Source organism: Bradyrhizobium sp. SZCCHNRI3052 (assembly GCF_032484895.1).
Classification (GTDB): Bacteria; Pseudomonadota; Alphaproteobacteria; order Rhizobiales; family Xanthobacteraceae; genus Bradyrhizobium.
Window position 1 is genome coordinate 77,697 of the sequence record NZ_JAUETW010000008.1, and the last position, 13,714, is coordinate 91,410.

Here is a 13,714-nt window from a genome sequence, read left to right on the forward strand (position 1 = left end):
GGGCCAGGACTGGCACGGAACCAGGATGAAACTTCACGACCTCCTGGGCGATCAGGCGACGCTCGACGCTCCCATCGCCGCAGTCGAGATATCCGGCCTCGCCGTCGACAGCCGAGCCGTGCGGCCCGGCGACCTGTTTTTTGCACTCTCCGGCACCAAGACCGATGGCTCCCGCTTTATTGCGGCGGCAATCGCGGCCGGTGCGGTCGCCGTGGCCGGCGCGGCGGGCCCTGGAACAGGGCTGGCCGTTCCATTCATCGCGCTGCCGAACCCGCGGCGGGCACTCGCGCTCGCTTCGTCCCGGTTCTATCCGCGGCAGCCGGCGACGATTGCCGCCGTCACCGGCACCAGCGGCAAGACGTCGGTCGCGGCCTTCACGCGCCAGATCTGGCAGCGCCTCGGCCACAGCTCGGCCAGCATCGGCACCGTCGGGCTGGTGTCGGACAAGCGCACCGTCTACGGCTCGCTGACGACGCCAGATCCGATCGCGCTGCATCGGCAGATCGACGAGATCACGCAGGATGGCGTCACCCATCTAGCGTTCGAGGCTTCGTCGCACGGGCTCGATCAGTTCAGGCTCGACGGTGTCAGGGTCTCGGCCGGCGGGTTCACGAACCTGTCGCGCGACCACATGGACTATCATCCGGACATCGCGCACTACCTCAACGCCAAGCTGAGGCTGTTCCGCGATCTCGTGCCGCCGGGCGGGCCTGCGGTGATCTCGGCCGATCATGAGTGCTCGCCGGAAGTCATCGCTGCGGCGCAGACGCGCGGTCTTCGCCTGATGACGGTGGGGACGCATGGCGACGGTGCAGGCGAGGGCATTCGCCTCGTGGCCGTTGCAATCGACGGCTTTGCGCAGCAGCTCCAGATCCAGCATTGCGGCCGCATGCATGCGGTCCGCCTGCCGCTGGTCGGCGCGTTTCAGATCGAGAACGCGCTGGTCGCGGCGGGCCTCGCGATCGGCACCGGCAGCGATCCGCAAGCGGTGTTCGAATCGCTCGAGCAGCTCGAGGGCGCCAAGGGCCGGCTCGAGCTGGTCGGCGAGCACAATGGCGCACCCATTTTCATCGACTACGCGCACAAGCCGGATGCGCTCGCCAAGGCGCTGCATGCGCTGCGGCCCTATGCTCCGCGAAAGCTCGTCGTCGTGTTCGGCGCCGGCGGCGACCGTGACACCGGCAAGCGCCCCTTGATGGGCGCGATCGCCGCCGAAGAGGCCGACAGTGTCATCGTCACCGATGACAATCCGCGCAGCGAGGATCCGGCTGCGATCCGCGCTGCAATCCTGGCCGCCGTACCCGGTGCGCGTGAGATCGGCGACCGAACGGAGGCAATCCGCGTCGCGATCGGCGAGCTGCAGCCCGGCGATGCGCTCGTGATCGCCGGCAAGGGCCATGAGACCGGACAGATCATCGGCAGCACTATTCTGCATTTCAGCGATCATGAAGCGGTCGCGGACGCGTTGGCAGCGAGGACATCATGACGAAGGCGCTGTGGACCGTGGCAGAGGCGGCGCGCGCGCTCGGCCTCGCCGGCGACTACCCGGAGACCCCGATCGACTTCGTCACGCAGGACAGTCGCGCGGTGAAGCCCGGCAGCCTGTTCGTGGCACTGAGTGGCACGCCGAGTGGCGGCTTCGTATCGAGCTTCGCCTCCAGCCGCGACGGCTGGGAGTTCGCGGCGAATGCCGAAGCGGCCGGCGCGGTGGCGATGATCGTTCCCCACAGGATCGATGGGATCACGGTGCCGCAGCTCGTGGTGCCGGACACGCTGATCGATGGGCTGTGGGCGCTGGCGCGCTCCGCGCGGGCGCGCTTCCATGGCCCGGTGATCGGGTTGACCGGCAGCGCCGGCAAGACCTCGACCAAGGAGTTCATCGCCGCCTATCCCGGTGCCTCTGCGAGTCCGTCGAGCTTCAACAATTTCTGGGGCGTACCGCTGACGCTGTGCAACGCCGATCCTTCCGCTTCGGTGTGGGTCGTCGAGATGGGCATGAATCAAAAAGGCGAGATCGCGCGGCTGACGGAGCTGTCGCAGCCGACGGTGGCGCTGGTCGTGAATGTGCAGCCGGTGCATCTGGAGAAGCTCGGCAGCCTGGAAGCGATCAGGAGAGAGAAGGTCTCGATCGCGCATGGGCTGCCGGCTGACGGCGTCCTCGTGTTGCCGGCCGATCTCGCAGCACCGGAATGGACCGGCAAGGTGATCCGCTTCGGTGGCGGCGCTGACGTCCGCGAGCTCTCGCACGACTCGCGCGGCGAGACCTGGGATGTGAGCGCCGACATCGCCGGTCGCCGCGTCGCCTTCACGCTGACGCCGGGTGCGCCGCATCGCCTGCACAATGCGCTGGCGGCGCTCGCCTCCATCGCAGCGGCCGGGCTCAATCCAGCGCTGCTCGCGCCGACGCTCGGCGATGTCGGCATCATGACCGGCCGTGGCGTCGAGCAGACCGTCGGCGACATTGTTCTGATCGACGACAGCTTCAATGGCAACCCGGCCAGCATGGCGGCGGCGCTCGACAGTCTGCAGGCGCGACCGGTGCGGGGACGGCGGATCGCCATCATCGGCGACATGCTCGAACTCGGCGACGAGGCGCCGGCCTATCATCAGGGGATGGTCGCTCATCTCGCGGGGGTCGACGGCGTCTATTGCGTCGGTCCGCTGATGCGTCACCTGTTCGATAGCCTGCCTCACGCGAAGCGGCTCGGCTGGCATGAGGATCCGGTGACTCTGGATCCCGGTCGGGTCGCGGCGCTGCTTGCGCCGGGCGACGTCGTCGTCATCAAGGGCAGCAAGAAGATCTTCTGGGTCAATAAGTTCGTGTCGAAGCTCGCCGCGGCGCTGCAGCGGCCCACTTGAAAATCGGGCGATATCGCGGCGCGGCAGAAGGATATTTTCCACTGGTGGTCGAAGCGGTCATGCCGGATGGGTCATTCCGCCGGGCTATGATTCGCACCCGGCCCCGATCATGGTTAAAAGAGGCTGGACCGGATTCGCGACCGAATTCGTGTTCGCGGTCTCGGTGAGGCGGCATAGGCGGGTTGGATGTTCTACTGGTTGATCGAGCTGACGAATACGTTTCCGAGCCTGTCCGTCTTTCGCGGATTGCTGAACGTGTTCCGCTACATCACGTTCCGTACGGGCGGCGCCGTCGTCACCGGGGCGCTGTTCGTGTTCCTGTTCGGGCCCTGGATCATCGATCATCTTCGCCTGCGCCAGGGCAAGGGCCAGCCGATCCGCACCGACGGCCCGCAATCGCACATCATCAGCAAGAAGGGCACGCCTACGATGGGCGGCTTGATGATCTTGTCGGGCCTCGTCGTCTCCACCGTGCTGTGGGCCAATCCGCTCAACCCCTATGTTTGGATCGTGCTCGCGGTGACGCTCGGCTTCGGCTTCGTCGGCTTCTATGACGATTATCTGAAGGTGACCAAGCAGTCGCATTCCGGCTTTGCCGGCAGACTGCGGCTGCTGATCGAGGCTGCGATCGCTCTGGTCGCCTGTTACGCGCTGGTGCGGCTCGGGCGCGATCCGTCCTCGACCGGGCTTGCCATTCCGTTCTTCAAGGATCTGGTGATCAAGTTCGGCTGGCTCTATGTCATCTTCGGAGCGTTCGTCATCGTCGGCGCCGGCAATGCCGTGAACCTGACCGACGGGCTCGACGGCCTGGCAATCGTGCCGGTGATGATCGCCTCCGCCAGCTTCGGCCTGATCGCCTATCTCGCCGGCAATGCGGTGTTCTCGGACTACCTGCAGATCCACTATGTCGCGGGCACTGGTGAGCTTGCCGTGCTGTGCGGCGCGGTGCTCGGCGCGGGCCTCGGCTTTCTCTGGTTCAACGCCCCGCCGGCGTCGATCTTCATGGGCGACACCGGCTCGCTGGCGCTCGGCGGCATGCTCGGATCGATCGCGGTCGCGGTGAAGCACGAGATCGTGCTGGCTGTCATCGGCGGCCTGTTCGTGCTGGAGGCCGTGTCGGTGATCGTGCAGGTCGCCTCGTTCAAGCTGACCGGCAAGCGCATATTCAAGATGGCGCCGATCCACCACCATTTCGAGCAGCTCGGCTGGACCGAGCCGCAGATCGTGATCCGGTTCTGGATCATCTCGGTGATGCTGGCGCTGGTCGGTCTCTCGACGCTGAAGCTGCGCTGACATGATCCCCGTCACCGCATTTGCTGGAAAGACCGTCGCCGTGTTCGGGCTCGGCGGCTCGGGGCTGGCCTCGTGTCATGCCCTGCGGGCCGGCGGCGCCGAAGTGATCGCGGCCGACGACGGCGCCGATCGGATGACGGAAGCGGCGAAGGCGGGTTTCATCACCGCCGATTTGCGCACCGTCTCCTGGGCGAACTTCGCCGCGCTGGTGCTGGCGCCGGGCGTGCCGCTGACCCATCCCGTGCCGCATTGGACCGTATTGAAGGCGCGCGAGGCCGGGGTCGAGGTGATCGGCGACATCGAGCTGTTCTGCCGCGAGCGCAGGCGGCACGCGCCGGATGCGCCGTTCGTCGCGATCACCGGCACCAACGGCAAATCGACCACGACGGCGTTGATCGCGCATCTGATGCGCGTCGCCGGCTACGACACCCAGATGGGCGGCAATATCGGCACCGCGATCCTGTCCCTCGAGCCGCCGCGCATGGGCCGCGTCCACGTCATCGAGATGTCGTCCTACCAGATCGACCTGACACCATCGCTCGATCCGAGCGTCGGCATCCTGCTCAATGTCAGCGAGGATCACATCGACCGGCATGGCACGATCGAGAACTACGCGGCCGTAAAGGAGCGCTTGGTGGCGAGTGTCCAGTCCAAGGGCTCCGCGATCGTCGGCGTCGACGACGGTTTTTCGCGCGCGATCGCCGACCGGCTCGACCGGGCCGGCAAGCGCGTCGTGCGCATCTCGGTGAAGAACCCGCTGGCGGACGGGCTGTATGTCGAGCACGAGACGATTGTGTGCAGTGCAGGCGGGGCCCGCAGCGAGGTCGCCCGGCTTGGCGGCATCGGCTCGCTCCGCGGCCAGCACAATGCTCAGAATGCGGCCTGCGCCGCCGCCGCGGCGCTCGCGATCGGTGTGAAGGAGGACGTTTTGCAGCAAGGGCTGCGCAGCTTCCCGGGCCTGGCGCATCGCATGGAGCAGGTCGGCCGTCGCGGCAACGTGCTGTTCGTGAACGACTCCAAGGGCACCAACGCAGACGCGACCGCGCACGCATTGTCGTCCTTCGCCGACATCTTCTGGATCGCCGGCGGCAAACCGAAGGCCGGCGGCATCACCAGCCTCGCGGGTTTCTTCCCGCGCATCCGCAAGGCCTATCTGATCGGCGAGGCGGCCGCGGAGTTCGCTGGCACGCTGGGCGACAAGGTGCCGCACGACATGTCCGGCACGCTGGAGGTCGCGGTCTCCCAGGCGGCCGCCGATGCGGAGGCCTCGGGATTGAAGGATGTCGTGGTGCTGCTGTCGCCGGCCTGCGCCTCCTTCGATCAGTTCCGCAACTTCGAAATCCGCGGCACGCATTTCCGCGACCTGGTGCAGGCGCTACCGGGCGTGGAGCGGGTGGCCTGAGGCAGCATTGCCAGCGATTTTCTTAACCCTTCGATAACCATCCTGGGTGCCAATGGGCTGACACTCGGCTCAGGTGGACGCCCGATGCTCTCCCGTGAAGAACGCAATCCGCTGTCCGACTGGTGGTGGACGGTCGACAAGCCGCTGCTCGGCTCCATCCTCGCGCTGATGCTGTGCGGGGTGATCCTGTCGCTCGCGGCCAGCCCGCCGGTGGCGACTCGGATCGGGCTCGATCCGTTCCACTTCTTCAACCGCCACGTCCTGTTCCTGCTGCCGTCGTTCATCGTGCTGATCGGCGTTTCCTTCCTGTCGCCGCGCCAGATCCGGCGCAGCGCGCTGGTGGTGTTCACGATCGCCATCGTGCTGATCGTGCTGACGCTCGCGATCGGCCCGGAGGTGAAGGGCTCGCGGCGCTGGATCACGCTGATCGGCGTCAACATCCAGGCGTCCGAGGCGGCGAAGCCGGCCTTCGTCGTCGTTTCCGCCTGGCTGTTCTCGGAATCCGCGCGGCGGCCCGACATGCCGGCGACCACGATGGCGTTGGTGCTGCTGCTGATGCTGGTGTCGCTCCTGGTGATGGAGCCGGATTTCGGCCAGACCATGCTGATCCTGATGGTCTGGGGCTCGCTGTTCTTCATCGCCGGCATGCGCATGATCTGGGTTGCGGGCCTCGCGGGCGCCGCCGCCACCGGCCTGTTCGGCGCCTATCTCTTGGTCCCGCACGTCGCCGGCCGCATCAAGCGCTTCATGAACCCGGCCTCCGGCGACACCTTCCAGGTCGACACCGCGATGGAGGCGTTCTCCAACGGCGGCTGGTTCGGGCTGGGGCCGGGCGAGGGCATCGCCAAGCGCAGCCTGCCGGACAGCCACACCGATTTCGTGTTCGCGGTCGCTGCCGAGGAGTTCGGCATCATCCTGTGCCTGGCGCTGGTCGCGCTGTTTGCGTTCATCGTGATCCGCACGCTGTCGCGCGCCTATGCGACCGAGGATAGCTTTGCGCGCTTCGCGGCCTCGGGCCTCGCGATCCTGTTCGGTATCCAGGCGGCCATCAACATCTCGGTCAATCTGCAGTTGATCCCGGCCAAGGGCATGACCTTGCCCTTCATCTCCTACGGTGGCTCCTCGATCGTGTCGCTGGCCTATGGCGTCGGCATGATGCTGGCGCTGACCCGACAGCGGCCGCGGATGGAGCTCGAGGCCGGCGACGCAGCCGGCGCGCTGCGCAATTACGCTTAGGCTGCTGGCTCGCAATGACGAGACATTGCCTGTAAACAAGCGCGCATGACCTCAACCGCGCCTCTCATTCTGCTCGCGGCCGGCGGCACCGGCGGCCATCTGTTTCCGGCTGAAGCGCTCGGCGTCGAGCTGATCAGGCGCGGCTATCGCGTCCGTCTCGTCACCGACGCGCGCGCGCTGCGCTACAGCGGCCTGTTCACCAAGGACATGATCGACGTGGTGCCGAGCGAGACGGTGCGCAGCCGCTCGCCGGTCGCGCTCGCGCGCACCGCGCTGCTGCTCGGCACCGGCACCATCGCGGCCTTCAACCTGATGCGGCGGCTCAAGCCCGCGGCCGTGATCGGCTTCGGCGGCTATCCGACCGTGCCGCCGCTGCTGGCGGCGCGCCTCGCCGGCGTGCCCAGCCTGATCCACGACGCCAATGCCGTGCTCGGCCGCGCCAATCGTTTCCTGTCCGCGCATGTGAAGGCGATTGCAACCTCGTTGCCGGGCGTGCTCGACCGCGATCCCGCGCTGGCCGGCAAGACGACCACGGTCGGCACCCCGATGCGACCTGCAATCCTCGAAGCCGCGGGCGTGCCCTATGTCCCGCCGGAGACCGCCGGGCCGCTGCGGTTGCTCGTCGTCGGCGGCAGCCAGGGCGCGCGCATCATGAGCGACATCGTGCCCGGCGCGATCGAGCGGCTGGAGCCGGCGCTGTGGGTCCGTCTGGTGCTGACCCAGCAGGTGCGCCAGGAGGACATGGCGCGGGTGCGCGCGGTCTATGACCGGCTCAAGATCAATGCCGATCTGCAACCCTTCTTCACCGACCTGCCGGCGCGGCTCGCCGCCAATCACCTCGTGATCTCGCGTTCCGGCGCCGGCACCGTGGCCGAGCTCGCCGCGATCGGCCGGCCCTCGATCCTGGTGCCGCTGCCGGGCGCCATCGACCAGGACCAGTTCGCGAATGCCGGCGTGCTGTCGGACGCGAGCGCCGCGATCCGGATCGTGCAGAGCGAATTCACCTCCGACAGGCTGGCCTCCGAGATCTCGGCGCTCGCCGCCGAGCCGACGCGTCTCGCCGCGATGGCCCAGGCTGCGCGCACAGCCGGGCGGCTCGATGCCGCGGAACGGCTGGCCGATCTCGTGATCAGGACGGCGGCGCTCTAGTCGCGCAAGCGCACGGTGATCCCATGATGAACCGGAGCTCCGACAATGGCGCTGTCCTGCTTGACGATCATCCGATGCACTTGCGGCGCCATCCGTCCTTTGTGCCTGTGCTCGTCGGATTTTGCGACCAGCTGATTGCGCCGCTGCGCGGTCAACGCCTGATGATCAAGCTGTTCGGTCAGCGCGCTCCGACGGAAATCGCTGCGCACATCGTGATGATGCACATGTCGGCGCGCAAGCCGGTCGAGCGGCCGACCCTGACACGCCTGCAGAGGCGGCTGCCGGGTCCGCGGCAGACGGCGGCGTTCGTCGCGGTGTTGCGCGGTCTGTCGCTGGTGACCGTCGAGCGCGATCCCGAGGATGCTCGTATCCGCTACCTGGTGCCCGGCCCCGTCATCCTCGAGGGGCTGCGAGGCTGGCTTGCCATGCATCTGGATTGCCACGCCCGATTGACGCATGCCGGCGGACTGAGCCTTCGTCTGCAGGATGACGCCGCGTTCTATGCGGAGACGATCCGGCAATGTGCGAGCTGGCTGTGCCGCGACAATCGGCCCCTGACGGGATTTCCCGATCTCGCCTGGACCGACGAGCACGACAGCGGCATCCATCTGGCGCTGACGCTCGTCGCCCGGTCCGCCGTTGGGCGCGAGGCCGTCGCGATTTCGACGGCGGAGCTTGCGAGCTCGCTCGGCGTCTCGCGCTCCCATATCCGCAATCTGCTGACGACCATGGAGGGGCGCGGTCTGCTGCGCTTCGCCGACGGGCGCCGGCATCTGATACTGACGCCGGGTTTCGTGGCCTCCGTGGAGGCCTGGTTCTGCCACCAAGTGTGTTGGCTCGCGGCCGCAGCCGCGCGTGCGGATCGCGTGCTGCGGCCAGCTTGAGGCGTCAGATCATCGTGACCCGGCCGGTGCCGATGTCATAGATGCCGCCCACAATCTTCACCTTTCCTTCGGCGACCATGCGGCCGACAATCGGCTTGGCGGTCGACAGGCGCCGGACGTTGCTGCGCACGTTCTCCGCGGTGGCTTCGGCCAGCAGATCCTGCGGCTTCTTCGCGATCGCAGCCTCGACGCCGGGTTTGAGCGCATTGATCAGTGCGGGCAAGTGGCCTGGCAGCTTGGTGCCGTCCTTGAGTACCTTGATCGTCGCATCGATGGCGCCGCAGCCGCTGTGACCGAGCACCAGCACGAGAGGCGTGCCGAGGAACTTGACGCCATATTCGAGGCTGGCGAGACCGTCGTCGTTGACGAAATTGCCGGCGACCCGGACCACGAACAGCTCACCGGGCGCTTGATCGAACACCAGCTCGGGGGCGACCCGGGCATCGGCGCAGCTCACGATCGCGGCGATCGGGTATTGGGCCGCGGCGCGCGCTGCCCGGCCGGCCGAGAAATCCTTGTTGTCGAGGTTGCCGGCGACGTAGCGCGCGTTGCCATCGACGATGCGCTTCATCGCGTCGTCCGGAGAGATGGCGTTGGGAGGCATCGCGCTGTCGCTCGCCTGCTTGGCTTCCTTGGCAAACGCCGGAAGTGCGCCGACCGCCGCGGCAGCCAGCACTGCGCCGCCGCCAAGCAGCCGGCGCCGGGACAATACGGGAGGGTGCGTTTCACACAGCGAGCACATCGGCGAGGGTTCTCCATCAAAGATTGAAATATGCGTGCCCGGCACGCCGGCCGCCCGCTACTCATGCCACGCGAACTGACGCGGCGAGCGCGCAAAAATTGCAGGTATCCTGTTGGGAGGGGGCAGCGTGTGATCGCGCTTAACAATTTGTGAAGGTGGGATCGAGCGGGAACTCCTGGCCGACCGCGCCGGCTGGGCTGCCAAAATCGGCCAAAATCGGGCGAACGCCTGCGAATTTGGCAATTCTTACGGCCTGGGCGGACTTGTCCAGGTCGGTCATGTCTTGCAAGAAGGGCTGATGATTCGCGGCCGCTCCCTCCCGCCGGGCGCCCGGAACCCTTGAGACGAGATGCCCCATGAGACTGCCGCGCGAGATCGGACCCATCCACTTCGTCGGGATCGGCGGCATCGGCATGAGCGGTATCGCCGAGGTGCTGTGCAATCTCGGCTATACGGTGCAGGGCTCGGACGCCTCGGACAATGCGAACGTCGCACGCCTGCGCGAGAAGGGCATCACCGTCAGCGTCGGCCACAAGGCCGAGAACGTCGCGGGTGCCGACGTCGTCGTCGTCTCGACCGCCATCAAGCGCGACAATCCCGAGCTGATGGCGGCGCGCGCCCAGCGCATTCCCGTCGTCCGGCGTGCCGAGATGCTGGCCGAGCTGATGCGGCTGAAGAGCTGCGTCGCCATCGCCGGCACCCATGGCAAGACCACGACGACATCGATGGTCGCGGCGCTGCTCGATGCCGGCGGTCTCGATCCGACCGTCATCAATGGCGGCATCATCAATGCCTATGGCACCAACGCGCGGCTTGGCGCCGGCGAATGGATGGTGGTCGAGGCCGACGAGAGCGACGGCACCTTCCTGAAGCTGCCGGCGGATGTCGCGATCGTCACCAATGTCGATCCCGAGCATCTCGATCACTTCAAGACCTTCGAGGCCGTGCAGGACGCCTTCCGCGCCTTCGTCGAGAACGTGCCGTTCTACGGCTTCGCCGTGATGTGCATCGATCATCCGGTGGTGCAAACGCTGGTCGGAAAGATCGAGGACCGCCGCATCATCACCTACGGTGTGAACCCGCAAGCCGATGTCCGCCTTGTCGACCTCGCGCCGATGGGCGGCGGCTCGTCGTTCAAGGTCGTGTTCCGCGACCGCAAGAGCGGTGAGACGCACGAGATTGCCGACATCGCGCTGCCGATGCCAGGCCGGCACAATGCCTCGAACGCAACGGCGGCGATCGCGGTCGCGCGCGAGCTCGGCCTGTCCGACGAGGCCATCCGCAAGGCGATTGCCGGCTTCGGCGGCGTCAAGCGCCGCTTCACCCGCACCGGCGAGTGGAATGGCGTCACCGTGATCGATGACTACGGTCACCATCCGGTCGAGATCGCGGCGGTACTGAAGGCGGCGCGCGAATCCACCAATGGCAAGGTCTTCGCCGTGGTGCAGCCGCATCGCTACACCCGGCTGCAATCGCTGTTCGAGGAGTTCTGCACCTGCTTCAACGACGCCGATGCGGTCGTCGTTGCCGACGTCTATCCGGCCGGCGAGGCGCCGATCGAGGGCATCGATCGCGATCACTTCGTTCTGGGCCTGCGCGCCCACGGCCATCGCGACGTGGTGCCGCTGCCGAAGGCCGCCGATCTCGCCGGCATCGTCAAGGGTCTCGCCAAGCCCGGTGACCTGGTCGTGTGCCTCGGTGCCGGCAACATCACGCAATGGGCCTACGCGCTGCCCGGTGAGTTGAAGGCGCTGGGATGAGGGCTGTGTCGTTGGGCGAGCTGGCAGCTACGCGGCATACTCTGCTCTCTCCCCCCTTGTGGGGGAGAGGTGGAGAGGGGGGGACCACGAGCGCCGGCGCCTGGGGCTCACCCCCCTCCCTGACCCTCCCCCACAAGGGGGGAGGGAACGGAGAGTGCGTGCCGACCCTGACGATGTCGGCGCACGATGTGAGAGCAGCCGCGTGAGTTTCCCCGACATTACGCCCGAGCTCAAAGCCGTAATGCCGGAGCTGCGCGGGCGGCTCCTCGCCAACGAGAGTCTCGCGCCTCTCACCTGGTTTCGCGTCGGCGGACCGGCGCAGGTGCTGTTCACGCCGGCGGATGCCGACGACCTCGCCTACTTCCTCAAGAACCTGTCCAGTGATCTGCCGCTCTACGTCATCGGCGTCGGCTCCAACCTGATCGTGCGCGACGGCGGCGTGCCGGGCGTCGTGATCCGGCTGGCGCCGCGCGCGTTCGGCGAGGTCAAGGCGGAGGGCGACATCGTGACCGCCGGCACCGCCGCGCTCGACAAGCGCGTCGCCGAGATCGCGGCGTCGGCCAATCTCGCGGGCCTGGAATTCCTGTTCGGTATTCCCGGCACGATCGGCGGCGCGCTGCGGATGAATGCCGGCGCCAATGGCGGCGAGACAAAGGACATCCTGGTCGAGGCGATCGCGATTGACCGCCATGGCAAGACGCACCGCTTCAACAATGCCGAGATGAAGTTCACCTATCGCGCGAGCGGCGTCGATCCGTCGCTAATCTTCACGGCAGCGCGCTTCCGCGGCACGCCGTCGGCGCCGGAGGCGATCCGGGCGCGCATGGCCGAGGTGCAGGCGCATCGTGAGACGGCGCAGCCGATCCGCGAGAAGACCGGCGGCTCGACCTTCAAGAATCCGCCGGGACATTCCGCCTGGAAGCTGGTCGATGCCGCAGGCTGCCGCGGTCTCAAGGTCGGCGGCGCCCAGGTTTCAGAAATGCACTGCAACTTCCTGATCAACACCGGCAACGCCACCGCTGACGACATCGAAACTCTCGGCGAGACCGTGCGCGAGCGGGTCAAGGCGAAATCGGGCATCGAGTTGCAGTGGGAGATCAAGCGGATCGGAGTCAAGGCGAGCTGATCGCCCCGCCTGCTCAAGTGACGTCAGCGCAATCGCGACTGCGGTTGTGAGATCAACCGAGAAGACATTGATGCGCACCACGATTTTGTTCGGCGGCTCCAACAAGGAGCGCCTCGTCTCGGTCGCCAGCGCCAAAGCGCTGCATGCCGCGCTGCCCGAGGCTGACCTCTGGTTCTGGGAGGCCGACGACACGGTGCATCAGGCGAGCGGCCCGGCGCTCATGGCTCACGCCAAGCCGTTCGAGGAGCCGTTCACCGCCGATGGTGAGAGTATCGGGACGCTCGCCGAGGCGCTCGATCGCGCCAGGGTCGAGGATCGGGTTCTGGTGCTCGGTCTCCACGGCGGCCGGGCGGAGAATGGCGAGCTTCAACTGATGTGCGAGCTTCGCGGCGTGCCGTTCACCGGCTCGAGCTCGGCCGCCTCGCACCTCGCCTTCGACAAGGTTGCCGCCAAGCGCTTCGCCGTGCTCGGCGGGGTCACAGCGGCCGAGGGCGTCGCGTTCGATGACGCCGAAGCGGCGCTGGCGCGCTACGGCCGGCTGATCGCCAAGCCGGTGAAGGACGGATCGAGTTTTGGGCTGATCTTCGTCAACACCAGCCAGGACCTCGTTGCCGTCAAAGCGGCGGCCGCGACCGAGGAGTATCTGATCGAGCCGTTCGTCACCGGAACGGAAGCGACCTGCGGCGTGCTCGAACAGGTAGACGGCTCGCTGATCGCGCTGCCGCCGATCGAGATCCTCCCCGCCGACGGCGCCTTCAACTATTTCGCGAAGTACCTCGCCGCGGCGACGAAGGAGATCTGTCCCGGCCGCTTCAGTCCGGAGGTGACGGCCGCGCTGCAGACGGAGGCGATCAAGGCGCATCGCGCGCTGTCCTGCGGCGGCTATTCGCGGACCGACTTCATCGTCTCGGCCAATGGTCCCGTTTATCTCGAGACCAATACGCTGCCCGGGCTGACCGCGGCCTCGCTGTATCCCAAGGCGCTCGCGGCGCAGGGGATCGCTTTTGTCGATTTCCTCAATCAGCAGATCGCCTTGGCGGAGGGGCGCAGCCGTCGATCCGGCGTTCGGTAGACGCCCCGCAGGAACCCGGCCCGGCGTCTCCCGGTGGTTCCTGTAACCCGTAAAATGCTTAAGAATTCCGGGCAAGGTCCTCATAAATCGGAGAAAAAATTCGTCTCTCCGGACCGATTTTACTTTTTGTTTACCAGGACGTCCGAAGGTTAACGCTGGCGCCTCAGTGGTGCTCGGCTGCCGGGTCGTGA

Annotated in this window: 12 protein-coding genes; 10 read left to right on the forward strand and 2 right to left on the reverse strand. The window is 66.9% G+C overall.

The genetic code is table 11. The features are described from left to right. Positions 1-25 precede the first annotated feature (25 nt). From QW887_RS21570 to murG, 6 genes are all read left to right on the forward strand, one after another. On the forward strand, positions 26-1,486 hold the full coding sequence (locus tag QW887_RS21570; RefSeq protein ID WP_316184019.1) for a UDP-N-acetylmuramoyl-L-alanyl-D-glutamate--2,6-diaminopimelate ligase: 1,461 nt from the start codon (positions 26-28) through the stop codon (positions 1,484-1,486). Next, the gene (murF, locus tag QW887_RS21575; protein ID WP_316184018.1) at positions 1,483-2,859 is read left to right on the forward strand and encodes a UDP-N-acetylmuramoyl-tripeptide--D-alanyl-D-alanine ligase; all 1,377 of its coding nucleotides are present in this window, start codon (positions 1,483-1,485) and stop codon (positions 2,857-2,859) included. Before QW887_RS21570 ends, murF begins: the two co-directional genes overlap by 4 nt. Positions 2,860-3,045: 186 nt before the next feature. After that, positions 3,046-4,152 (forward strand): phospho-N-acetylmuramoyl-pentapeptide-transferase, encoded by a 1,107-nt coding sequence (mraY, locus tag QW887_RS21580; protein ID WP_315713440.1) that lies wholly within the window; start codon positions 3,046-3,048, stop codon positions 4,150-4,152. 1 nt (position 4,153) lies between these two features. Beyond that, the gene (gene murD, locus QW887_RS21585; RefSeq protein WP_316184016.1) at positions 4,154-5,554 is read left to right on the forward strand and encodes a UDP-N-acetylmuramoyl-L-alanine--D-glutamate ligase; all 1,401 of its coding nucleotides are present in this window, start codon (positions 4,154-4,156) and stop codon (positions 5,552-5,554) included. An 84-nt stretch (positions 5,555-5,638) separates the two neighbouring features. Further along, entirely contained in the window at positions 5,639-6,790 is a 1,152-nt protein-coding gene (ftsW, locus tag QW887_RS21590; RefSeq protein WP_315752427.1) for a putative lipid II flippase FtsW, read from the forward strand. Between the two features lie 45 nt (positions 6,791-6,835). Then, positions 6,836-7,939: an undecaprenyldiphospho-muramoylpentapeptide beta-N-acetylglucosaminyltransferase gene (murG, locus tag QW887_RS21595; RefSeq protein WP_316184014.1), complete on the forward strand. Its 1,104-nt coding sequence runs from the start codon at positions 6,836-6,838 to the stop codon at positions 7,937-7,939. On the opposite strand, the gene QW887_RS21600 is transcribed toward murG, so the two are convergent. Next, on the reverse strand, positions 7,936-8,163 hold the full coding sequence (locus tag QW887_RS21600; protein WP_316194950.1) for a hypothetical protein: 228 nt from the start codon (positions 8,161-8,163) through the stop codon (positions 7,936-7,938). The two genes, murG and QW887_RS21600, sit on opposite strands and share 4 nt — an antisense overlap. Here QW887_RS21600 and QW887_RS21605 point away from each other — a divergent pair, their 5' ends adjacent. Further along, positions 8,164-8,823 (forward strand): hypothetical protein, encoded by a 660-nt coding sequence (locus QW887_RS21605; protein ID WP_316184012.1) that lies wholly within the window; start codon positions 8,164-8,166, stop codon positions 8,821-8,823. It begins immediately after the preceding gene. 4 nt (positions 8,824-8,827) lie between these two features. On the opposite strand, the gene QW887_RS21610 is transcribed toward QW887_RS21605, so the two are convergent. Further along, complete coding sequence (locus QW887_RS21610) at positions 8,828-9,565, reverse strand: carbonic anhydrase (RefSeq protein ID WP_315769162.1); 738 nt, start codon at positions 9,563-9,565, stop codon at positions 8,828-8,830. Positions 9,566-9,921: 356 nt separating this feature from the next. Between QW887_RS21610 and murC the strand changes: the two genes are divergently transcribed. The 3 genes from murC (at position 9,922) to QW887_RS21625 (ending at position 13,523) form a co-directional block, all read left to right on the forward strand. Further along, positions 9,922-11,325, forward strand: a complete 1,404-nt coding sequence (gene murC / locus QW887_RS21615; RefSeq protein ID WP_315825274.1) for a UDP-N-acetylmuramate--L-alanine ligase — start codon at positions 9,922-9,924, stop codon at positions 11,323-11,325. Positions 11,326-11,527: 202 nt separating this feature from the next. After that, a complete protein-coding gene (gene murB, locus QW887_RS21620) occupies positions 11,528-12,451 on the forward strand; it encodes a UDP-N-acetylmuramate dehydrogenase (protein WP_316184011.1) in 924 nt (307 codons plus the stop codon). Between the two features lie 70 nt (positions 12,452-12,521). Then, positions 12,522-13,523, forward strand: coding sequence for a D-alanine--D-alanine ligase (locus tag QW887_RS21625; RefSeq protein ID WP_316184010.1), 1,002 nt, complete (start codon positions 12,522-12,524; stop codon positions 13,521-13,523). Positions 13,524-13,714 lie beyond the last annotated feature (191 nt).